At 65.4% G+C, this 22,036-nt stretch carries 23 protein-coding genes; 10 read left to right on the top strand and 13 right to left on the bottom strand.

Translation table 11 applies throughout. The annotated features are described in order from the left end of the window. Positions 1–29: 29 nt before the first annotated feature. The 8 genes from SUTH_RS00465 to SUTH_RS00430 form a co-directional block, all read right to left on the bottom strand. Positions 30–1,898, bottom strand: a complete 1,869-nt coding sequence (locus tag SUTH_RS00465) for an AMP-dependent synthetase/ligase (RefSeq protein WP_041096238.1) — start codon at positions 1,896–1,898, stop codon at positions 30–32. Between the two features lie 3 nt (positions 1,899–1,901). Next, entirely contained in the window at positions 1,902–2,690 is a 789-nt protein-coding gene (locus tag SUTH_RS00460) for an ABC transporter ATP-binding protein (RefSeq protein ID WP_041096236.1), read from the bottom strand. Further along, on the bottom strand, positions 2,683–3,459 hold the full coding sequence (locus SUTH_RS00455) for an ABC transporter ATP-binding protein (RefSeq protein ID WP_041096234.1): 777 nt from the start codon (positions 3,457–3,459) through the stop codon (positions 2,683–2,685). The genes SUTH_RS00460 and SUTH_RS00455 overlap by 8 nt, the downstream gene beginning before the upstream one ends. After that, positions 3,456–4,532 carry a branched-chain amino acid ABC transporter permease gene (locus SUTH_RS00450; RefSeq protein WP_041096232.1) on the bottom strand — a complete coding sequence of 359 codons (1,077 nt, stop codon included), beginning with the start codon at positions 4,530–4,532 and terminating at the stop codon, positions 3,456–3,458. Before SUTH_RS00450 ends, SUTH_RS00455 begins: the two co-directional genes overlap by 4 nt. A gap of 5 nt (positions 4,533–4,537) precedes the next feature. Next, positions 4,538–5,428 (bottom strand): branched-chain amino acid ABC transporter permease, encoded by an 891-nt coding sequence (locus tag SUTH_RS00445; RefSeq protein WP_197539624.1) that lies wholly within the window; start codon positions 5,426–5,428, stop codon positions 4,538–4,540. A gap of 80 nt (positions 5,429–5,508) precedes the next feature. Beyond that, on the bottom strand, positions 5,509–7,671 hold the full coding sequence (locus SUTH_RS00440) for a 3-hydroxyacyl-CoA dehydrogenase NAD-binding domain-containing protein (RefSeq protein WP_041096229.1): 2,163 nt from the start codon (positions 7,669–7,671) through the stop codon (positions 5,509–5,511). 1 nt (position 7,672) lies between these two features. Next, positions 7,673–8,881 (bottom strand): acetyl-CoA C-acetyltransferase, encoded by a 1,209-nt coding sequence (locus tag SUTH_RS00435; protein WP_041096227.1) that lies wholly within the window; start codon positions 8,879–8,881, stop codon positions 7,673–7,675. After that, entirely contained in the window at positions 8,881–10,059 is a 1,179-nt protein-coding gene (locus tag SUTH_RS00430) for an acyl-CoA dehydrogenase family protein (protein ID WP_231851071.1), read from the bottom strand. The genes SUTH_RS00435 and SUTH_RS00430 overlap by 1 nt, the downstream gene beginning before the upstream one ends. Before the next feature lie 76 nt (positions 10,060–10,135). Here SUTH_RS00430 and SUTH_RS00425 point away from each other — a divergent pair, with 76 nt between their 5' ends. From SUTH_RS00425 to SUTH_RS00405, 5 genes are all read left to right on the top strand, one after another. Beyond that, positions 10,136–11,791 carry an isovaleryl-CoA dehydrogenase gene (locus tag SUTH_RS00425; RefSeq protein WP_041096225.1) on the top strand — a complete coding sequence of 552 codons (1,656 nt, stop codon included), beginning with the start codon at positions 10,136–10,138 and terminating at the stop codon, positions 11,789–11,791. Then, a complete protein-coding gene (locus tag SUTH_RS00420; RefSeq protein ID WP_041096223.1) occupies positions 11,791–12,465 on the top strand; it encodes a transglutaminase-like domain-containing protein in 675 nt (224 codons plus the stop codon). The genes SUTH_RS00425 and SUTH_RS00420 overlap by 1 nt, the downstream gene beginning before the upstream one ends. Before the next feature lie 116 nt (positions 12,466–12,581). Next, positions 12,582–13,352, top strand: a complete 771-nt coding sequence (locus tag SUTH_RS00415; RefSeq protein ID WP_041096221.1) for a crotonase/enoyl-CoA hydratase family protein — start codon at positions 12,582–12,584, stop codon at positions 13,350–13,352. Next, a complete protein-coding gene (locus SUTH_RS00410) occupies positions 13,333–13,944 on the top strand; it encodes a TetR/AcrR family transcriptional regulator (protein ID WP_052472991.1) in 612 nt (203 codons plus the stop codon). Before SUTH_RS00415 ends, SUTH_RS00410 begins: the two co-directional genes overlap by 20 nt. A gap of 115 nt (positions 13,945–14,059) precedes the next feature. Beyond that, entirely contained in the window at positions 14,060–14,443 is a 384-nt protein-coding gene (locus SUTH_RS00405) for a hypothetical protein (RefSeq protein ID WP_041096219.1), read from the top strand. Here the strand turns inward: SUTH_RS00405 and SUTH_RS00400 are convergent. Further along, complete coding sequence (locus SUTH_RS00400) at positions 14,440–15,090, bottom strand: SagB/ThcOx family dehydrogenase (RefSeq protein WP_041096217.1); 651 nt, start codon at positions 15,088–15,090, stop codon at positions 14,440–14,442. The two genes, SUTH_RS00405 and SUTH_RS00400, sit on opposite strands and share 4 nt — an antisense overlap. A 251-nt stretch (positions 15,091–15,341) precedes the next feature. Continuing rightward, the gene (locus SUTH_RS00395; RefSeq protein WP_052472990.1) at positions 15,342–15,887 is read right to left on the bottom strand and encodes a C40 family peptidase; all 546 of its coding nucleotides are present in this window, start codon (positions 15,885–15,887) and stop codon (positions 15,342–15,344) included. Positions 15,888–15,946: 59 nt separating this feature from the next. Between SUTH_RS00395 and SUTH_RS00390 the strand changes: the two genes are divergently transcribed. From SUTH_RS00390 to SUTH_RS18130, 3 genes are all read left to right on the top strand, one after another. Next, complete coding sequence (locus SUTH_RS00390) at positions 15,947–17,077, top strand: zinc-dependent alcohol dehydrogenase family protein (RefSeq protein ID WP_041096213.1); 1,131 nt, start codon at positions 15,947–15,949, stop codon at positions 17,075–17,077. Positions 17,078–17,191: 114 nt separating this feature from the next. After that, a complete protein-coding gene (metK, locus tag SUTH_RS00385; protein WP_041096211.1) occupies positions 17,192–18,370 on the top strand; it encodes a methionine adenosyltransferase in 1,179 nt (392 codons plus the stop codon). A 34-nt stretch (positions 18,371–18,404) separates the two neighbouring features. Further along, positions 18,405–18,938 carry a DUF1318 domain-containing protein gene (locus SUTH_RS18130; RefSeq protein ID WP_052472988.1) on the top strand — a complete coding sequence of 178 codons (534 nt, stop codon included), beginning with the start codon at positions 18,405–18,407 and terminating at the stop codon, positions 18,936–18,938. 36 nt (positions 18,939–18,974) lie between these two features. On the opposite strand, the gene SUTH_RS00375 is transcribed toward SUTH_RS18130, so the two are convergent. Beyond that, positions 18,975–19,370 carry an acyl-CoA thioesterase gene (locus SUTH_RS00375; protein ID WP_041096209.1) on the bottom strand — a complete coding sequence of 132 codons (396 nt, stop codon included), beginning with the start codon at positions 19,368–19,370 and terminating at the stop codon, positions 18,975–18,977. 90 nt (positions 19,371–19,460) lie between these two features. On the opposite strand from SUTH_RS00375, the gene SUTH_RS00370 reads away from it, so the two are divergent. Both SUTH_RS00370 and SUTH_RS00365 read left to right on the top strand, forming a co-directional pair. After that, complete coding sequence (locus tag SUTH_RS00370; RefSeq protein ID WP_041096207.1) at positions 19,461–20,363, top strand: DMT family transporter; 903 nt, start codon at positions 19,461–19,463, stop codon at positions 20,361–20,363. Next, a complete protein-coding gene (locus SUTH_RS00365) occupies positions 20,356–21,234 on the top strand; it encodes a methylated-DNA--[protein]-cysteine S-methyltransferase (RefSeq protein ID WP_052472986.1) in 879 nt (292 codons plus the stop codon). Before SUTH_RS00370 ends, SUTH_RS00365 begins: the two co-directional genes overlap by 8 nt. A gap of 22 nt (positions 21,235–21,256) precedes the next feature. Here the strand turns inward: SUTH_RS00365 and SUTH_RS00360 are convergent, their stop codons facing one another. Further along, complete coding sequence (locus tag SUTH_RS00360; RefSeq protein WP_041096205.1) at positions 21,257–21,688, bottom strand: putative toxin-antitoxin system toxin component, PIN family; 432 nt, start codon at positions 21,686–21,688, stop codon at positions 21,257–21,259. A 5-nt stretch (positions 21,689–21,693) separates the two neighbouring features. Further along, the gene (locus SUTH_RS00355) at positions 21,694–21,987 is read right to left on the bottom strand and encodes a type II toxin-antitoxin system Phd/YefM family antitoxin (protein WP_041096203.1); all 294 of its coding nucleotides are present in this window, start codon (positions 21,985–21,987) and stop codon (positions 21,694–21,696) included. Between the last annotated feature and the right edge of the window lie 49 nt (positions 21,988–22,036).

The following is a 22,036-nucleotide window of genomic DNA, read 5'->3' as shown; positions in this document are numbered from 1 at the left end:
TGCCGGTTAAGACGACCACCGTAACCCACCTAGTCGCGATACATCGACTCGATCAGCTCGGCGTATTTTTGGCTCACTAGCTTACGCTTCAATTTCATGGTCGGGGTCAACTCCTCGTCCTCGGCGCCCAGCTTTTTCTCGAGCAGGCGGAATTTCTTGATCTGCTCGACGCGGGCGAACTGCTTGTTGACCCGCTCGATCTCGCCTTCGATCAGCTTCTGGACTTCCGCCGAACGGGTCAGGCTCAGATAGTTGGAGAAGGGCACGTCGTTGTCCTGGGCAAACTTTTCGACGTTCTCCTGATCGATCATGATCAGGCAGACCAGGTAGGGCCGCTTGTCACCGATCACCACGGCGTCCGTGACATAGGGCGAGAACTTGAGCTGGTTTTCCAGCTCGGAGGGCGTGATGTTCTTGCCGCCGGCGGTGATGATGATGTCCTTGAGGCGGTCGGAGATGCGGTAGAAGCCCTCGTCATCGACGGTACCGACGTCGCCGGTGTGCAGCCAGCCCTCGGCATCGATGGTCTCGGCGGTCTTTTCCGGCTGGTTGAGGTAGCCCATGAAGACGTTCGGGCCGCGCACCATGATCTCGCCCTCGGCGGAGAGCTTGACCTCGTTCATGGTGCCGGGTACGCCGATCGAACCCGGCTTGATGCGCTCGATCGGCATCGCGGTCGAACCGCCGCCGGTCTCCGTCATGCCCCAGACTTCCAGCATCGGCACGCCGAGCGCCATGTACCAGCGCACCAGGTCGGGCGAAATCGGCGCCGCGCCGGTGATCAGCATGCGGCTGCGATGGATGCCGATCAGCTTCCTGACATTGTTCAGCACCAACACACGCGCCAGCCAGTGCGCGAAATTGAGTCCGCTGCCGATCGGCTGCCGCGCCTCGTAGCGCTTGACCTTCTCCAGGCCGATGCCGATCGCCAGCCGATAGGCCCATTGCTCGAAGGCATTGGACTCCTTGAGCGCGATGCTGACGCCCGAGTAGAACTTTTCCCAGACGCGCGGCACGGCGACGAACACCGTCGGCGCGATCTCGCGCACGTTCTCGGGAATGGTCTCGGGATTCTCGACGAAGTTCAGCTTGGTGCCGGTATAGATCGAATAGTAGGCGCCGCCGTTGCGCTCGGCGACGTGGCACAGCGGCAGGAAGCACATGCGCTCGTCGTCCTCGTTCTGGGCGATCACCATGTTGAAGCTGCGCACGGTCTGCAGGATGTTGCGATGCGAGAGCATGGCGCCCTTGGGCTTGCCCGTGGTGCCGGAGGTGTAGATCAGGATCGCCAGTTCCTCCGACTGGCGCGAGCTCACGCGGGCGCGCCACTCGGCGGCGGCCGGTTCGGCGCCGAGCCGGGCCAGCCGTTGCCGACCCAGTTCGCGCAGCGCCTCGAAACTCATCACGCCGGGGTCATCGAGTTCGCGCAGGCCGTCCATGTCCCAGACCACGATCTTGCGCAGCTGCGGCAGGCGTTCGCGCACTTCCAGCGCCTTGTCGAGCTGCTCGTCGTCCTCGACGAACAGGATCACCGAATTCGAATCCTGCGTCAGGTATTCGACCTGGCTCGCCGCGTCGGTGGGATAAATGCCCGAACTGATGCCGCCGCAAGAGAGCACCGCCAGATCGGAAAACAGCCATTCCTGCCGCGTATTGCCGAGGATCGATGCGGTCTCGCCGATTTCGAAACCGAGTTCGAGCAGGCCCATGCCGGCTTCACGCACGATCGCGCCCACCTCGTCCCACGACAGGCTCTGCCACAGGCCGTACTTCTTCTGGCGGAACAGCGTCGCGTCGCCGCGCTTGGCCACGGCGTTCCAGAACATCTCGGGCAGGTTGTCGCCGGGGACGACGATGTCGTGCTCGGCCCAGTAGCGTTTGCCGTCAAGCTGCCACATGGTCTATCTCCATGTCTTCTTCTTCTTCCAACGTCGGCCCTCGCGAACTCCCTCCTCTTTTACACCGAGGTAGAACTCCTTGATGTCGTCCTTCTCGCGCAGCGCGGCGCAGGTGTCGTGCATCACGATGCGGCCGATTTCCAGCACGTAGCCGTAGTCGGCGTACTGCAGGGCGATGTGCGCGTTCTGCTCGACCACCAGCAGCGTCACGCCGCGCTCGCGGTTGATGCGCACGATGATCTCGAAAATCTCCTTGGTCAGCTTCGGCGACAGGCCGAGGCTCGGTTCGTCGAGCAGCATCATGGTCGGCTTCGCCAGCAGCGCGCGGCTGATCGCCAGCATCTGCTGCTGGCCGCCGGAAAGCTGGCCCGCCGGCTGGTTCTGGCGCTCCTTCAGGATCGGGAAATAGGCGAAGACGTCCTCGATGTCCTTTGCCACCGCATCCTTGTCCGACGCAGGCCGTGTGTAGGCGCCCATCAGCAGGTTCTCGCGCACCGTCAGCAGGGGAAATATCTCGCGGCCTTCCGGTACATGCACCAGGCCCTGGCGCACGATCCACGCCGGATCGCGGCCTTCCAGCTTGTCGCTCCGGAAGAGGAGGCTGCCCTTCTGCGGATCGAGGATGCCGGAAATGGTTTTCAGGATCGTCGTCTTGCCGGCACCGTTGGAGCCGAGCACGGTGACAATGGAACCCGGCGCCACGTCGAGCGAGACGCCGCGGATGGCCTTGACCGCGCCATAGGCGGCTTCGACATTGTGGAGCTGGAGAATCGGCTGAGCGGTTTCAGACATCGTCCACCCCGCCCAGATAGGCCTCGATCACTCCCGGATGCGATTGCACCTCGGCGGGCGTGCCCAGCGTCAGCACTTCGCCCAGGTTCAGCGCCAGCACCCGGTCGGAGACGCGCGACACCAGCCCCATGTCGTGCTCGACCATGATCACCGTGATGCCAAGATCATTCTTGATGTCCTCGATCCAGAAACCCATGTCCTCCGTCTCTTCGGTATTGAGTCCCGACGAGGGCTCGTCCAGCAGCAGCAGGCGCGGCCGCATCGACAGCGCGCGCGCCAGTTCGACCACCTTGCGCACGCCGTAGGGCAGGCCGGCGACCATGCTGTCGCGATAATGCTGGAGGTCGAGGAACTCGATGACTTCCTCCACCTGACGGCGGAATTCGAGTTCGGCGCGGCGCACCGAACCGGTAAACAGCATGTCCTGGAGCCATCCCGTGTGGCGGTGGCAATGGCGACCGACCAGCAGGTTCTGCAATACGGTGGCGTGCTCGAACAGTTCGATGTTCTGGAAGGTGCGGGCAATGCCGTGACGGGCGACAACATAGGGCGGCATGCGCGAAATCACCTCGCCCTCGAAACGCACCTCGCCCGAGGTCGGCCGGTAGAGCGCCGAGATCAGGTTGAATATCGTCGTCTTGCCGGCGCCGTTGGGACCGATCAGCGAAAACACCTCGTTGGGCCAGACGTCGAAAGAGACGTTATTCACCGCCTTCAGGCCGCCGAACTGGACCGACAGGTTCACGGCCTGCAGCATCGGCGTGGTCATTTCATCCTCTCCGACTTCATGTAGCTCTTTTGGCGCTTGAACATGCCCTTGCGGTAGAAGGGAAAGATTTCGAGGAAGGTGCGGAACTTGAGCCAGCGCCCATACAGGCCGAGCGGCTCGAACAGCACGATGGCGATCAGGATGAAACCGAAAATCGTCGGTTGCAATCCGGTCTGCTGGCCCAGCGCGGGCGGCAGCCAGTCCTTGCCGGTGACGATCAGCTGCTGCACCAGGAACCAGAAGGCCGGGCCGAAAATCGCGCCCTGGATCGAGCCGAGGCCGCCGATCACCACCATCATCAGCAGTTCGATGGATTGCAGGAAGCCGAATTGATCCGGGGTGATGAAACGGATCTTGTGCGCGTAGAGCGCCCCGGCAATGCCGGCCAGCGCCGCCGACAGGGCGAAGGCCGTGGTCTTGTAGTGCGCCAGGTTGATGCCCATGCTCTGCGCCGACACTTCCGAATCGCGGATCGCGACGAAGGCGCGGCCGGTCGGGCTGCGCAGCAGGTTCAGCGCACCGAGGATGCAGAGCACCGCAATGCCGGTGACGAGGTAATAGAAGTGGGTGCCGTCGTCGAAGTTGATGCCGGCAATCGTCAGGTTGCCGAGCTGGCGCCCGGCATTGCCGCCGGTGATGTGCTCGGCGCGCACCACGACTTCCTCGAGGATGAAACCGAAGGCCAGCGTCGCGATCGACAGGTACATGCCCTTCACCCGCAAGGCCGGCAGGCCGATCATGATGCCGGTAATGCCGGCCACCAGCGCCGACATCGGCAGGGAGATCAGGAAAGGCCAGCCGAGGCCCTGCAGGTAGGCTTCGGTGTAGGCGCCCATGGCGAGGAAACCGGCGTGGCCCAGCGAGACCTGCCCGGTAAAGCCGGCCAGCAGCATCAGGCCGAGGCAGACGATGGCATAGATGCCGATGAAGGTGATCTGCGACAGGGTGTATTCCGAAAGCAGCCAGGGCGCCGCCAGCAGTGCCAGCGCCAATGCGGCGTACCAGAAGCGCTGGCCGCCGTGCTTGAACAGCGAAATGTCCTGCTCGTAACGGGTCTTGAAAATGAAGTGCATGGCGGCTACACCTTCTTCGTCAGGTTGTCGCCGAACAGGCCATTGGGCTTGACCACCAGCATGATCAGCACGACGACATAGGCCGCGATGTCCTTGAAACCTTCCGGCAGGTAGAAGCCGGACAGCGACTCGACGATGCCGATCACCAGGCCGCCGACCAGCGCGCCGGGAATGCTGCCGAAGCCGCCGACCACCGCCGCCGGAAAGGCCTTGAGGCCGACGAAGCCCATGTTGGCATGGACGAAGGTGATCGGCGCCAGCAGCAGGCCGGCGACGCCGCAGATGGCGGCCGACAGGCCCCAGATCAGCATGTTCACGCGGCGCACCGGAATGCCCATGTAGAAGGCCGCGAGCTGGTTCTGCGAAGTCGCCTGCATGGCAATGCCGAGGCGCGTGTAGCGGAAGAAAAGATAAAGCAGCGCGACCAGGGCGACCGTGGCGAGGATGATCACCAGATGCTCCACCGACACCACCAGGCCGGTGCCTTCGCCGCCGAGCCAGATCACCTCGTCCTTGTAGGGCACCGGCAGCGTGTGGGTTTCCGTGCCCCAGTAGGGAATCATGGTCACCAGGCCGCGCGCGAGGTAGCCCAGGCCGATGGTCATCATCACCACGGTGAAGGCCGGCTGGCCGAGCAGCGGGCGCAGCACGAGGCGTTCGGTACCCATGCCGAACAGCGCCATGGCGACGATGGTCAGAAGGAAGGCAAGGGCAAAGGGCAAACCGGCCACGGTCATGGCCGTCAAGCCGATGAAGCCGCCGATCATCATCAGATCGCCCTGGGCGAAATTGACGGTTTCGGTCGCCTTGTAAATCAGCACGAAGCCGAGCGCGATCAGCGCATAAATGCAACCGATCGCTGCCCCGCTGACGATCAATTGCAGGAGCTGCAACACCCGATATCTCCTCCGGGAGAAATTTACTTATTGGCGCTCTTTGCGAGTCTGCCGAGTTTGCTTGAGGGGCCGATTATGCATCAAGCCGGGTAGAAGTTTTCACCCCTTGCGGCCATGTCGCGCAACAATTTCGGCGGCGTGAAACGCGGGCCGTTTTGTTCCGCCAAGCGGTCCAGCGCGGCCACGGATTTTGCCGAGCCGAGCGTGTGCAGCCAGCCGATCGGACCGCCGCGGAAGGGCGGGTAGCCCCAGCCGAGAATCGCGCCAACGTCGGCGTCGATCGGCGCGCGTAGCACCTTTTCTTCCAGGCAGCGCACGGTTTCCACCGACTGCACCAGGATCAGGCGCTCGACGATTTGTTCCAGCGTCAATGCCGCCGTGCCGTCGGCGCCGACTCTTACAGGGAAGTGCTGAGCCAGTCCGGACCACAGATGCTTCGGCCCGTCGGCCGGGTAGTCGTAGAAGCCGGCGCCCGATTTGCGGCCGAGCCGACCGAGGTCGGCCACCATCTTCGCCGCGACGCGATCGGCGGCGCGTTCGACATAGGCGCTGCCGAGGTCGGCTCGCGTCTGCTGCGCGATCTTGTGCACCAGTTCGATCGAGACCTCGTCGGCCAGCGCCAGCGGGCCGACCGGCATGCCGGCGATCAGGCCGGCCTTGTCGATCAGCGCCGGCGGCACGCCTTCCTCGAGCAGTGCCATGCCTTCCGAAACATAGGTGCCGAACACGCGGCTGGTGTAGAAGCCGCGCGAATCATTGACCACGATCGGCGTCTTGCCGATGGCGCGCACGTAGTCCATCGAGCGCGCCAGGGTCGCGTCGCTGGTGGCCTTGCCGACGATGATTTCCACCAGCGGCATCTTTTCGGCGGGCGAGAAGAAATGCAGGCCGATGAAGTTGGCCGGGCGTGCGCTGGCTTCGGCCAGGCCGGTGATCGGCAGGGTCGAGGTGTTGGAGGCGAAGATCGCATCCGGCGCCGGGTCTGCCAAAAGCACGGCCTCGGCCTTCTTCGTCACGTCGGCCTTGATCTCGCGCTTCTCGAACACGGCTTCGATGACCAGTTCGCAGCTCTTGAGATCGGCGTAGTCTGCGGTGGGATGGATGCGGGCCAGCAGCGCCTCCATGGCGTCGGCCGTCATGCGGCCCTTCGCCACCTGCTTGCTCCACTGCTTGCGCGCGTAGTCCTTGCCCTTCTCTGCCGCCTCCTGCGTGGTGTCGAGCAGCACGATGGCCATGCCGGCCGTCGCGGTCGACATCGCGATGCCGGCACCCATCATGCCGGCGCCGAGCATGCCGATCTTCGAATACTTTTGGGTCGGCACACCGGCCGGCCGCGAAGCCAGCTTGTTGGCTTCCTGCATGCCGAAGAACAGGCTGCGGATCATGTTCTTCGAGACCGGCGACATCACCAGGTTGGTGAAGTAGCGCGCCTCGATGGCGAGGCCGGTGTCGATGTTGGTCGACAGTCCCTCATAGACGCAGGAAAGAATGTGCTTGGGCGCCGGATAGTTGTCGCAGGTCTTCTCGCGCAGCATGGCGTTGGCCGCCATCAGCATCTGCATGCCGTTGGGCGTATTCGGTCCGCCGCCGGGAATCTTGGCACCCTTCATGTCCCAGGGCTGCAGCGGCTTGGTGCCGGCCGCCAGGGTGTCCGCCACCCACTGCCGTGCCGCCGTGCGCTCAGCGCCGACTGTCACCACGGCGTGGATCATGCCGATCTTCTGCGCCTCGGCCGCCTTGATGCGCTTGCCTTCCATGAGCAGGGGCGCGGCCGCCATCATGCCGGCCAGGCGCGGCAGGCGCTGCGTGCCGCCGGCGCCGGGCAAGAGGCCCAGCGTGACTTCGGGGAAGCCGAAACGCGCCTTCGGATTGTCGGCCGCGACGCGGTAATGGCAGCCGAGCGCGACTTCCATGCCGCCGCCCAGCGTGGTGCCGTTCAGCGCCGCCGCGACGGGCTTGCCGCCGAGTTCGATGGCGCGCATCAGCTTGTGCCAGGCGCTGATGCTGGCATGGAAGGCCGCGGCGTCGGTCGCCGCACCGAGTTCGGCAAGATCGCCGCCGGCGATGAAGTCCTTCTTCGCCGAGGCGACGACGATACCCTTCACGGCCGGATCGGCCAGCGCCTTCTGCATGGCGTCGGCATAGGCGCCCATCGACTTGGCGTTGAGGATGTTCTGCGACTTTTCCGGGTAATCGAATTCGACGGTGGCGATGCCTTCTGCATCTACGGTGTAATTCAGCATGTCAGACTCGCTCGATGATGGTTGCCGTACCCATGCCGGCGCCGACGCAGAGCGTGGCGAGGCCGGTGGAAAGATCGCGGCGTTCCAGCTCGTCGAGCAGGGTGCCGAGGATCATGGCGCCGGTGGCGCCCAGCGGATGGCCCATGGCGATCGCGCCGCCATTGACGTTCATCCTGTCGTGCGAGACGTCGAGCACCTGCATGAAGCGCAGCACCACCGCGGCGAAGGCTTCGTTGAGTTCGAACAGGTCGATGTCGCCCACCTTCATGCCGGCGCGCTTGAGCGCCTTTTCCGCGGCATACGAAGGGCCGGTCAGCATGATCGACGGCTCGGAGCCGATCGAGGCGAAGGAGCGTATCCGCGCGCGCGGCTTCAAGCCCAGCGCCGCGCCCATTTCCTTGGTGCCGAACAGCACCGCCGCCGCGCCATCGACGATGCCCGAACTGTTGCCGGCGTGATGCACATGGTTGATGCGCTCAACTTCCGGGTAGCGCTGCAGCATCACGCTGTTGAAGCCGTAGTTTTCACCCTGTTCCTGGAACGCCGGCTTCAGGGAGGCCAGCGATTCCAGGGTGGTTTCCGGCCGCATGTATTCGTCGCGGTCGAGCATGTTGAGGCCGTTGATGTCCTTCACCGGCACGATGGACTTTTTGAAGTGACCCGCATCCCAGGCGGCCTTGGCGCGGCGCTGCGATTCGAGGGCATAGCTGTCGACGTCGGCGCGCGAAAAGCCCCATTTGGTCGCGATCAGGTCGGCCGAAATGCCCTGCGGCACGAAGGCGGTCTTCGCCGCCACCTGTGGATCGATGGGCCAGGCGCCGCCGGAGGAGAACATCGGCACGCGCGACATCGACTCGACGCCACCACCGACGACGAGGTCGGCCTGGCCGGACATGATCTGCGCCGCGGCCTGGTTGCAGGCCTCCAGCCCCGAGGCGCAGAAGCGGCTGACGGTGACGCCCGGCGCGCTGGTGGCGTAGTCGGCATACAAGGCGGCGACGCGGGCGATGTCGGCACCCTGCTCGCCCACCGGCTCGACGCACCCGAGCACCACGTCGTCGACCTTCGAGGTGTCCAGCGCGTTGCGGTCGCGCAGCGCGCGCAAGGCGGTGGCGGCCAGATAGATCGGCGTCGCCTGGTTCAGCGCGCCGCCCTGCTTGCCCTTGCCGCGCGGCGTGCGCACGGCGTCGAAAATGAAGGCTTCGGTCATTACAGGCTCCTGCTGATGAGTTCTTTCATGATTTCATTGGTGCCGCCGTAGATGCGCTGCACGCGGGCGTCGGCCCAGGCGCGGGTGATCGGATATTCCCACATGTAGCCGTAGCCGCCGTGCAGTTGCACGCATTCGTCCATCACCTTGAACTGCAAATCGGTGCACCAGTACTTGGCCATCGAGGCGGTTGCCGGGTCGAGCTTGTTGTTCAGCAGCAGTTCGACGCAGCGATCGACGAAGACGCGGCCGATCTGCACCTCGGTCTTGAGCTCGGCCAGCTTGAAGCGGGTGTTCTGGAACTTCATGATCTCCTGGCCGAAGGCCTTGCGCTCGCGGGTGTAGGCCACGGTCCAGTCGATCGCCGCCTCGGCCGAGGCCATCGCGATCACGGCGATCTGCAGCCGCTCCCAGGGCAGTTCCTGCATCAGGTAGACGAAGCCGTTGCCCTCTTCGCCAAGCAGGTTTTCCGCCGGCACGCGCACGTTGTCGAAGAACAGCTCGCAGGTGTCCTGTGCCTTCATCCCGGCCTTGTGCAGGGGTTTGGCCTTGGTGAAACCGGGCATCGAGGTATCGACCACCAAGAGGCTGGTGCCCTTGGCGCCCTTGGCCGGATCGGTCTTGGCGACGACGATGACGAGGTCGCAGAGGTAACCGTTGGTGATGAAGATCTTCGAGCCGTTGACGATGTAGTGGTCGCCGTCCTTCACTGCCGTGGTACGCACGCCCTGCAGGTCGGAACCGGCGGCCGGCTCGGTCATGGCGATGGCGCCGACCATTTCGCCGCTGGCCATCTTCGGCAGGTATTTCTGCTTCAGGTGCTCGCTGCCGTAATGCAACAGGTAGGGCGCGACGATTTCCGAATGCAAACCCCAGCCGAGGCCCGTGGCGTTGATGCGCGCGGCTTCCTCCATGACGATGACCGAGAAGCGCTTGTCCACGCCGACGCCGCCATATTCCTCGGGCATGGTCGCGCAGAGCAGGCCGGCGGCGCCCGCCTTGTTCCAGATGTCGCGATCGACATGCGATTGTTCCTCCCAGCGCGCATGGTGGGGGGCGACTTCCTGCTCCATGAAGCGGCGCACGGTGTCGCGAAACGCTTCATGATCTTCTTCAAACAGGGTACGCGGAATCGACATCATGACTGGGTCTCCGTCTTCGATCAGAAGGGTGGCCATGCTACCAAGCAAGCGCTTGGTTGACAAGCCGGCAGGGCGGGGCAAAAATGTTCGCTCAGAAAACAGAGGACCCGCCATGATCCCGACCCCGCCGATACTCAGTGTTACGCATGAAGTCCTCAACCAGGCCCATGCGCTGGAGAACTACAACGCCTATCTCAACAACGTCCCGCTGCAGGAAGCCGTGGCGCAGCAAGGCGCCGGCTGGGCGCAGGACTGGTTGATCGCGCGCGGCGCCGAAACCGGCAGCGCGGAATGGATCGAGCATGGCCGTCTGGCCAACGCCAATCCGCCGCAACTGCGGCTGTTCGACCGCTACGGCAACCGGCGCGACGAAGTCGAGTTCCATCCGTCCTGGCACGAATGCCTGGGCTGGCTCAAGCGCCACGGCTGCGACACCGGGCCCTGGGCCGATCCGAAACCGGGCGCGCATGTCGCGCGCGCAGCGGCCTACGTCATGTTCGCCGAAATCGAGGACGGCTCGCTGTGCCCGACCACCATGACCTACGGCGCGGTGCCGGTGCTCAAACATGTGCCGGAGATCGCCCGCGACTGGATGCCGAAACTGCTCTCGCGCGACTACGACAAGCGCTTCATTCCGGCGGCGCAGAAGACCGGCGTGCTGATCGGCATGGGCCTCACCGAAAAGCAGGGCGGTTCAGACGTGCGCGCCAACACCACACGCGCCGAGCGTATGGACGACGGCTCCTGGCGCATCACCGGCCACAAATGGTTTCTCTCGGCGCCGATGTGCGACGCCTTCCTCGTCACGGCGCAATCGCCCAAGGGCCTGTCGTGCTTCTTCGTGCCGCGCTGGACGCCCGATGGGCGCCTCAACGAACTGCGCATCCAGCGCTTCAAGGAAAAGATGGGCGACCGCTCGAACGCCGGCACCGAGGCCGAGTTCTGGGGCTCGCAGGGCTGGCTGGTGGGCGAGGAAGGACGCGGCATTCCGACCGTGCTGGAAATGGGCGTGTATACGCGGCTGGATTGCGCGATCGGCAGCACCGGCATCATGCGCGGCGCGCTGTCGCAGGCGATGCACCATGTCGGCCTGCGCTCGGCCTTCGGCAAGCTGCTGCGCGACCAGCCGCTGATGATAAACACGCTGGCCGACCTGGCGCTGGAAACCGAGGCGGCCACCGCCTTGTCGATGCGCCTGGCGCGCGCCTTCGACGCGCAGGAGGATGAGTCGGAAAACCTGTTGCGCCGCCTGCTGACGCCGGTGGCCAAGTTCTGGATCTGCAAGCGCTGCCCGGCCATGGTGGCCGAGGCGATGGAGGTGCACGGCGGCAACGGCTACGTCGATGAAGGCCCGATGCCGCGCCTGTTCAAGCAGAGTCCGCTCAACTCCATCTGGGAAGGCTCGGGCAACGTCATGTGCCTCGACACGCTGCGCGCCATGGGGCGCCATCCGAAGAGCGTCGACGTGCTGGCGGCCGAGATCGCGCCGGCACTGGGAAAGAACCGCGCCTTCGACGCCTTCGCCGCGAAGCTGAAGGACGGCCTGGCCAACCCGCAGGACATCGAAACCCGCGGCCGCGAACTGACGCAGGGCATCGCGCTGGCGATGCAGGGCGCGCTGCTGCTGCGCCACGCGCCGGCTCCGGTGAGCGAGGCCTTCTGTGCCTCGCGCCTGGCGCCCAATCATTGGGGCGCGGCCTTCGGCACGCTGGCGGCAACGACGGATTTCAGGACGCTGCTCGATCGCGCCTGGCCGGGTCAAACCTGATGACGGCGATCAATCCCGCCTGGCTGGCTGCCACCGAATTCATCGATCACGAGCATCCCGCGATCCGCGAGTTCGTTGCCGCAACAGTCGGCGCTGGTGACACGCCGAAAGAGCAGGCCTTGTGCCTTTACTACGCGGTGCGCGACGGCATCCGCTACGACCCCTACAGCGCCAGCATGCAACGGGAAGCGCTGCGCGCCAGTACCACGCTGGAAAAGGGCGTCGGCTATTGCGTGAACAAGGCACTGGCGTATGCCGCCTGCCTGCGCGCGGTCGGCATCCCGGCGCGGCCCGGCTTTGCCGACGTGAAGAACCACCTCTCCACCGAAAAGCTGGCGCGCCTGGTCGGCACCGACATCTACGCCTGGCACGGCTATGTCAGCCTGTGGCTCGACGGCAAATGGGTCAAGGCAACGCCGGCCTTCAACATCGAAATGTGCCGGCGTTTCGGCGTGCTGCCACTGGATTTCGACGGCGAGCACGACTCGCAGATGCACCCCTACAACTCGGCCAACCAGCGCCACATGGAATACGTCAAGCAGCGCGGCGAGTTCGACGACCTGCCCTACGACGAACTGGTGGCCGACATGGTGCGCATGTACCCCCAGCTGGTCGCCGTCAGCGAAGGGAAGACCGGCGACTTCGACCATGAATCGGTGCTGAGGCCGACGTGACACAGGAAAACCAATTTATCCGCAGATTACGCAGATTCGCGCAGATTGAACTGCATGTGGTTGCCGGATCTGAATCTGCGGAAATCTGCGTAATCTGCGGATAGATCTTTTCCCCGATGACAATTCACATCCAGCGAAACGGCGCGGTAACCACGGTCATCATCGACCGCCCCGCCGCGCGCAATGCAATCGACCGCGCCACGGCGGAAGCGCTGGCCGATGCCTTCCGCGCCTTCGATGCCGATCCCGATGCCTCCGTCGCGGTGCTGTGCGGCGCGCAAGGCCACTTCTGCGCCGGCGCCGACTTGAAATCCTTTGTCGCCAACCCCGATGAATGGCAGCTCAGCGAGGAGGGCGATGCGCCGCTGGGCCCGACCCGGATGCTGCTGAGCAAACCCGTGATCGCTGCCGTCTCGGGCTACGCAGTTGCCGGCGGCCTGGAGCTCGCGCTCTGGTGCGACCTGCGCGTGGTCGAACAATCGGCAACTTTCGGCGTCTTCTGCCGGCGCTGGGGCGTGCCGCTGATCGACGGCGGCACGATCCGGCTCTCGCGCCTGATCGGCCATTCGCGCGCGCTCGACCTGATCCTCACCGGCCGGCCGGTCGGCGCCGACGAGGCGCTGGCCATGGGCCTCGCCAATCGCGTGGTGGCGGACGGCACGGCGCGCGCCGCGGCGGAAGCCCTGGCCGCGCAGATCGCCGCCTTTCCGCAGACCTGCATGCGCCAGGACCGGCTTTCCAGCTACGAGCAATGGGGCCTGCCGCTGCAGGAAGCGCTGCGGAACGAATGCCGCCATGGCCGCATTTCGCTCGCCAGCGGCGATGCGCGATCCGGCGCCGACAAATTCCGCGAAGGCGAGGGACGCCATGGCCGCTTCGAAAAGTAAGGCCGTCGCCACGACGGAGGAACCCAACCGCCGCGGCGACATCGTGCGCGCCGCCGGGCAGCTGTTCCACGAAAAAGGCTATTCGGCCACCACCATCCGCGACATCGCCAATGCTGTCGGCATGCGTTCGGGTTCGCCCTTCTACCACTTCAAGACCAAGCACGACATGCTGCGCGCGGTCGTGCTGGAAGGCCTGGATGCGATCGGCGATGCGGTGGCGCGCGCCGCCCAAACCGGCAAATCGCCGCGCGCCACGTTCGAGGCCATGCTGCGCGCCCACCTGGGCCAGTTGCTGGAAGCGGAAGGGCGCAACTTCGCCGCCACGCTGCTGCATGAAAGCCGCCACCTCGATCCCGAGGTGCTGGCCGAACTGGTGGTGCGCAAGGATCGCTACGAAGCCATGTGGCAGAAGGTCCTGAAGGACCTGAAGGGTGCCGGCCTGATCGCCGACGACAGCCCCGTGGCGCGGCTGTTCCTGCTGGGAGCGATGAACTGGACGGTGCAGTGGTATCGCCCGGAGGGCTCGCGCAACATCGACCAGCTGGCGCGCCAGCTGGCGGATTTCGTGATCGGCAAGCCGCGCCGCGCGTAGGCAGGCTCGCAGCGTTCGCCTGCGGAATCGCGGGCCAATCGATTCATCTATACTTCGATTCCGCGTCGCTTGCATGACCGCGCGTTGCCATCACGGACCAGAGGAGCAAACCAGCATGATCCTGAAACTCGCATTGACATTCGTCGCTGCCCTTTTTCTTCAGTCTGCCGCCTTCGCCCAGCAAGCCGTGCAATGGGGAAGCTCGGACAAGGCCGCGGCACGCCAGAGCATCGAGGGCATGAAGCTGTACTACGAACCGGAGAAGGTGCAGAGCAATGACGCGGTTCGTTCCTTCACGCTCTACCGCTCCAGCAGCCCGTCCGTGCCGGATGAGGCCGGCCGCTACATGATCAACTGCGACACCCGCGAAATCGTCAGCGTGGTGAACGGCCAGAACACCCCGCCCTCCCGGCTGATCGCCGGCGAAGAGCTCTACCCGATCGGCAAGAAGCTCTGCGACTGGGACCAGAAGAGCATTTTCAAGAAGATTTTCGACTAAGCCGCCGGCTTCGTATAGCCGACGGTCTGGGCCAGCAGGACCTGCTGGTCGTGTGACAGACCGAGCGCATCCGCAATCGCCGCGCGATCGATCCAGGCGCGGATTACCGTAGCCAAGTCGGTACTGGCGGCAAACAGGTACACGTTCTGCGCAATCGCGCCGGCCGCGGTTGAGGCATAGGACTCGCGCTGCGCCACCGGCACCATGCCCATCCGCCGGTGATCGGCCACATACACCAGGTCCAGCGGCGCCTCATCGACGAAATCCTGGTAGCCCGTGACGCTTCGCAGGTCGCTCGCGGCCACCAGATGCAATTCATGGGCCGTGGCTTCATAGCGATAGGCGCCCGACGGCAAGGCGACGTACACATCGATTTCCTGGGCATTCAAGGCCGAAGGTGCGGTGCGCCCGCCTTCGGCCCGGTTCATTCCGCAGGCGGCCCAGAGCAGGTTCGACAGCATCGGCAACGGCAAGGGGTCGCGCGCAAAATCGCGCGACGAGCGACGCCGGGCCAGCGCTTCCATCAAGGGCAGCCCGCCATGCCGTTCCGGCGGCGGCAGTGAGATCGACGTCGCCGAATCGCCCGTGGCGGGCTTCGGCCGCATGGCCCCCATCATGCCGAGCGCAAGTTTGGTCAAGGTGTTCATTGCGGTCCTCCCTGATTGCCGATGCAGGAATGTTGCATCCGGCGCGAGAGCCGGGTCAACAAAAAAAGATCCGGCGAGATTGCTCAGGCCGGAGTCGAAAGCCCCACATTGCGTGAGGCAGGAGTAGCGGATTGCTGGATGGACAACCACCAGGATTGCCCTGCATTGCGGCAAAGAATAAGGCGGCCGGAGAAGGCGTGGAATACCGGCAAGCTCGTATTTTGACTACCGGGTTCCGGGTAGGAACGGCCTCAGTCGAAATAGGTGCGGCCTTCCTCAAAGCGCGCCGCAAACCAGCCGTTCCTCAGGCTCTCGGTGCGCACCTTGCCGCGGCTGTTCGGCGCATGCACGAAGCGGTCGTCGCCGATGTAGATGCCGACGTGCGAATAGGCCTTGTTGCGCGTGTTGAAGAAGACCAGGTCGCCGGGACGCAGTCGATCCGGCGGTACCGGCTTGCCCTGTCGGGCGAGATCGGCTGCCGAGCCGGCCAAGCGCATGTCGGCCGACTTCTGGTAGACGTAGCTGACCATGCCGCTGCAATCCAGCCCGGCTTCCGGGTTCTTGCCGCCGAAACGGTAGCCGGTTTCGATCAGCCCCAGCGCGAACAGCACGACGTCGTTGGCCTTGTCGTTGATATTCGCCGTGTCGCCAGCGCCGACTCCCTGCGCCTCTGCGCCGGCTCGCGACGAAACCACCGGCGCCGGCGACTGCGTGCCGTAGGGCAGGACGCCGCAGGCGCCGAGCACCAGCGTCGAACTGGCAAGCAGTGCGGCAAGCGAATAGCGGGGATTTGCCATGGGAGCAAATCTAATCCTGTAGACTGGTTCCGATTAACCCAAGCAAGGCAGAAAATTTCATGCAAATCCGCGCCGCCGTCCTCAGCCAGATGGAGCAACCGCGCCCCTATGCGCAGACCCGCCCGATCGCCATCGAGACCGTCAATCTCGCCGGGCCGGGTCCGAACGAAGTGCTGGTGCGGATCACGGCTGCCGGCCTGTGCCACTCCGACCTGTCCATCGTCAACGGTGACCGGCCGCGGCCGATGCCGATGGCACTGGGCCACGAAGCCGCCGGCATCGTCGAGGAAACCGGCCCCGGCGTGACGGATCTCAAGCGCGGCGACAGCGTGGCGCTGGTCTTCGTGCCCAGTTGCGGCCACTGCCTACCCTGCCTCGAAGGCCGCCCCGCCCTGTGCGAGCCGGGCGCCGCCGCCAACACCGCCGGCACCATGGTCGGCGGCCACCGCCATCTGTCGCGCGTCGACGGCACGCCGCTCAACCATCAGGTCGGCGTTTCCTGCTTCGCCGAATATGCCGTGTGCAATCGCGGCTCGCTGGTCAAGGTCGCCCCCGACCTGCCGCCCGATGTCGCGGCGATCTTCGGCTGTGCCGTGTTGACCGGCGTCGGCGCGGCGATCAACTCGGCGCAGGTCAGGCTCGGGCAGACCGTGGCGGTGATCGGCCTCGGTGGCGTCGGCCTCTCCGCCGTGCTCGGCGCGCTCGCTGCCGGCGCCCGCGAAGTGATCGCCATCGATACCCTGCCGGCGAAACTCGAAACCGCATTGGCGCTCGGTGCGACGCGAGCCTTCCGTGCCGACGATCCCGACCTCGTGGCGCAGGTCAAGGCCGCAACCCGGGGTGGCGTCGATGTCGCCATCGAGGCGGCGAGCGCGGTGGCGGCGCTCGACCTCGCCTACAGGATGACCCGGCGCGGCGGCACCACCATCACCTGCAGCCTGCCGCCGCCGTCGCATACGTTCAACGTGCCGGCCGTGAATCTGGTCGCCGAAGAACGCACGCTGAAAGGCAGCTACCTCGGCTCGGCGGTGCCGGCGCGCGACATTCCGCATTACATCGACTTGTTCAAGGCCGGCCGGCTGCCGGTGGACAAGCTGATCACGCACCGTTTGAAGCTCGACCAGATCAACGAAGGCTTCGATCGCCTCGCCGCCGGAGAGGCCGTGCGCCAAGTGATTTTGTTTGACTGAGCCATGCACCAGTGAAAAAACATTTATCCGCAGATTTCGCAGATTTACGCAGATGACTACGAATTTAATCTGCGTAAATCTGCGTAATCTGCGGACTGACCTGAGATTTTTGGAATGAGCGCACGCTCCTACCTGTTCACCTCCGAATCCGTTTCGGAGGGCCACCCGGACAAACTCGCCGACCAGATTTCGGATGCGATCCTCGACGCCTTCCTGGCCCGCGAGCCGACCGCCAAGGTCGCCTGCGAAACCCTGGTCGCCGACAACCTGATCGTCATCGCCGGCGAGTTCCGCACCTCCGACGAGACCCTGTTCCAGGAAGTCCGCGGCCGCGCCGAGGGCATCGCGCGCCAGGTGCTGACGGACGCCGGCTACACGGACGCCGCGACCGGCATCGACCCCGAGCATTGCGAAGTCCAGGTGCGCTTCAACCACCAGTCGATCCAGATCAACAAGGGCGTGGTGCACGCCGACGGCACGCTCGGTGCCGGCGACCAGGGCCTGATGTTCGGCTTCGCCTGCGACGAAACGCCGGACCTGATGCCCTACCCGATCTGGCTGGCGCATCGCCTCGTCAAGCGTCAGGCACAACTGCGCAAGTCCGGCGCCCTGCCCTGGCTGCGTCCCGACGCCAAGAGCCAGGTCACGGTGCGCTACGAGGGGCACAAGGTGGCCGGCATCGCCGACGTGGTGATCTCGACGCAGATCGAACGCGGCCTCGATCCGGCATGGGTAACGCGGGAAGTCACACGCGAAATCATCGATCCGCTGCTGCCGCTGAAATTGCGCACGCCGGACTTCCGCCTCTTCGTCAATCCCGCCGGACCCTTCGAGATCGGAGGGCCCAACGGCGACACCGGCCTCACCGGGCGCAAGATCATCGTCGATACCTATGGCGGCTCCTGCCCGCACGGCGGCGGTGCCTTCTCCGGCAAGGACCCGAGCAAGGTCGATCGCTCGGCCGCCTACATGGCGCGCTACATCGCCAAGAACATCGTCGCCGCCGGGATCGCCCGGCGCTGCCTGATCCAGATCGCTTATGCCATCGGCGTTGCCGAGCCGGTGTCGGTGATGATCGATACGCAAGGCACCAGCCATGTTTCCGCCGAGGCGCTGGAAGTCGCGGTGCGCCAGGTCTTCCGCCTGACGCCCTCCGGCATCATCGCCATGCTCGACCTGGCGCGGCCGATCTACCGCCAGACCGCCGCCTACGGCCACTTCGGCCGCGGCGACATCGCGCTGAGCTGGGAGCGCACGGATCAGATCGAAGCCCTGAAGTCGGCGCTGGGCTGACGGCGGCATCAATCCTCACGAGAGGGAGAGCGACATGTCCGGACCGATCAATGCTGCTGTTACTCATGTTCTGCGCCGCCTGCTGGGAGCCGGCGCCGCCGCGCTGCTGCTGAGCGCCTGCGGCAACATCGAGGTCTATACCGGCGCCGGCGGCACAAAAGTCGAGGCGCAGAAGGTCGCGGCCCTGGTCTACGCCCAGGCGCCGGACACTGAAATCGACAGGCTGCCCTACTCCGGCGGCGACCTCACTCGCGCCATCAAGCGCCTGCGCGACCGCTATCCGCAACTGAAGCCCTGGCTGGACGCAGGCGTCATCGGCAACACCGCGAGCGGCTTCGTCGCCCTGCGCGACACAACCCGGCGCGAACAGGTGCGCGACCTGCTGCGCGCCGAAAACCGCGACCGGGCGCTGCTGCTCAATCAGGCGTCGATCGCCGTGGGCCACGGCGGCGAGGATCTGGACATCTGGCTGCCCTACGCCTCGCATACCTTCGGCACGGAATGGATCAAGCAAGGGCGGCCGGGCTGGTGGTGGCTGAACGAAAAGCGGCAGTGGATGCAAAAGTAGCGTTGCACGCCGATCGCCGAGGCAGGACGAAGCGCCTTAAGGCGCAGGCACTTCGCGCTTGCTGCCGTCGTCGTTGATCGCCACATAGGTGAATTGCGCTTCGGTCACCTTGACCACCACCGGATGGCTCGGGTTGCGCTCGGCAAACACCTGCACATCGACGCTAATCGAGGTCCGGCCGACCTTGACGATCTCGGCGTAGAAACTGACGATATCGCCGACCGAGATCGGCTGCTTGAACAGGAAGGAGTTCACCGCCACGGTGGCGATGCGGCCGCGCGCGCGGCGCATGGCCGGAATCGCGGCGGCGATGTCGCATTGCGCCATGACCCAGCCGCCGAAAATGTCGCCGTTGCCGTTCATGTCGGCCGGCATCGGCATCACCCGCAGCACGGGCTCGCGCCCGGAAATCTTCACTCCTTCGTGGCCCATGGCCTTCCTCCCTCGCTGTCCAGGCCGACAGTATAGGGTGCGCAAGAATCGGGTGGCGCGGCCCGGCCTCATCCCCGATACTGTGTGCCCATGACCACCGCCAGCCCCACCAACCTCTTCCGCCTGTTGCTGCTCTCCGCCATCTGGGGCGCCTCCTTCCTGTTCATCCGCATCGGCGCACCGGCGCTCGGCCCCGTCGCGCTGATGGAGGCGCGCGTGCTGCTCGCGGCGGTGTTCCTCGCCGCCGTCGCGCTGCTGCTGCGCCGGCCGCTGGCCTGGCGCGCGCATCGGCGCCACTACCTGTTCATCGGCTTGTTCAATTCCGCCCTGCCCTTCCTGCTCTTCGGCTACGCGGCGCTCACCCTATCCGCCGGAATGCTGTCCATCCTCAACGCCACCTCGCCGCTGTGGGCCGCGTTGATCGCCGCCGTCTGGCGACGCGCGCCGCTGGACCGCCGCGCGCTTGCCGGCCTGGCGTTGGGCGTAGCCGGCGTCGCCCTGCTGGTCGGCTTCGACCGCATCGCCCTGAAACCCGGCGCGGGATTCGCCATCGCCGCCTCGCTGGCGGCGGCGCTTTGCTATGCCGTGGCGAGCAATTACACGAAGTCCGCAAGGACCGTCGAACCCTTCGCCAACGCCCACGGCAGCATGTGGGCCGCCAGCCTGCTGATGGCACCGGCGCTGCTGGCCTTTCCACCGGCCGCGCCGCCGACGGCGGACATCATCGCCATTGTCGGAGCCCTCGGCGTGGTCTGCAGCGGCGTCGCCTACCTGCTCTACTTCCGCCTCATCGACGACATCGGCGCCGCGCCGGCCCTGACCGTGACCTTCCTGATTCCGCTGTTCGGCACCTTCTTCGGCTGGCTCTTCCTCGATGAGCCGGTCGGCTGGCACACGCTGGCCGGGGGCGCCGTGGTGATCGCGGGAACCGCGCTGGTCACCGGTTTTTCGCCGCGCCTGCTGGTTCCGCGCAAGGCGGCCGCCCATGCCTGATCCACTGCTCGACACCTTGCCCGCGGATGGCGAATGGCGGCGGCAATACGACGCGGTGGCGCGGGCCATCGCCTTCATCCGCGCCAACGCCGCGCGGCAACCGGAACTGGCCGAAATCGCGGCCGCCGCGCACTTGAGCGAATTCCATTTGCAGCGCGTTTTCTCGGCCTGGGCCGGGCTGTCGCCCAAACGTTTCCTGCAATACCTGACCAAGGAACATGCGCGCGAAGCCCTGCGCGCCTCGGCCGGCGTGCTCGATGCGGCGCTGGACGCCGGCCTCTCCGGCCCCGGACGCCTGCACGACCTGATGGTGAGCTGCGAAGCGCTGACGCCGGGCGAGATCCGCGCGCAAGGCGCCGGCGTCGAACTGCGCCACGGCCACGCCGCCACGCCGCTGGGCGACGCGCTGTTCGGCTGGACAGCGCGGGGCGTTTGCCATCTCGCCTTTTGCGACGACGACCGCCAGGCCAGGCTCGCCGTTTTGCGCAAGGATTGGCCGGCCGCCACATTCCGCCGCGACGAGGAGGGCGCCCGGGCATTGGCCGCGCGCGTTTTTCCGGGCACGCCAGCGCGGGGAAAACTGCACCTGCTGCTGCGCGGCACCAACTTCCAGATCAAGGTCTGGGAAGCCCTGCTGAAAATTCCGCCGGCGACGCTGCTGTCCTATGGCCAGCTCGCCGCCCATCTGGGCATGCCGCGCGCCGCGCGCGCCGTGGGTTCGGCGGTCGCCGCCAACAGCATTGGCTACCTGATCCCCTGCCACCGCGTGATCCGCGATGACGGCAGCAACAGCAACTACCGCTGGGGCGTCGAGCGCAAGCTGGCGCTGCGCGCCTGGGAGCTGGGACGCTTACCTGACGCCGCTGGTTGAGCGGAGTGACAGACGGAACGATTCACAGTCCACCATGCGCAGTCCAGAACCGGGCCGGACTGATGATGGAATATCGATCAGCCAGCGCCAGCAAGTCCTTGTCACCGGTAATCAGATAATCCGCGCCGCCGCCTTTTCTTGCCGCAAGCAGGGCACCGAGCACGGGCTGGTCGGCTGCATCGCGCAATTCCGGTTCGTCGCCATCCATCGGCTCGACGATTTCGGCCTGGATTGACAGGATGTCGACCAGGTCCTCGATCTCCGCCGAAGTCAGGCCGTGGCGCTGGCGCAAACGCGGCAATACCCGGCGCAATTCGTCGAGGATGTACACGCAGAGCAACACCTCGACCGAACCATGGCGCCAGGCAGCCAGTATCTTCCCCGGCACGCTGGCGGGATAGGCAATACCGGACAACAGGACATTGGTGTCGAGCACCACGCGCAACGCCGCCACGGCGGTCAAGCCTTGCCAGCCGCCCGGCGCGCCCGCGCCCGCTCCTTGCCCACCATCGCGTCGATTTCGGCAAGCCCGTCCGCTTCAGGCACACCCGCATATCCCGCCTCGATGCGTTGACAGAGCGCGTCGAAGCGGCCCTGCATGCGGCGGATGCGCTCGAACAGGCGGGCATCGACCAGTGCCGCGACGGGCTTGCCGTCCTTGTTGATCACCACGCTGTCATGGCGAAACTGGACCTGATTGAGCATTTCGCCGAGGTTCTGGCGGAAGCTGACGGCATTGGTTTCGGTAATCATGCGGCCCTCACAATCGTTATGATCATGCTGGTCATTATGGTTTAGTGCA

It is taken from the genome of Sulfuritalea hydrogenivorans sk43H (assembly GCF_000828635.1).
Taxonomy (GTDB): domain Bacteria; phylum Pseudomonadota; class Gammaproteobacteria; order Burkholderiales; family Rhodocyclaceae; genus Sulfuritalea; species Sulfuritalea hydrogenivorans.
Note: the sequence above shows the minus strand (reverse complement) of the source record. Positions and strands in the feature narration are given on the sequence as shown.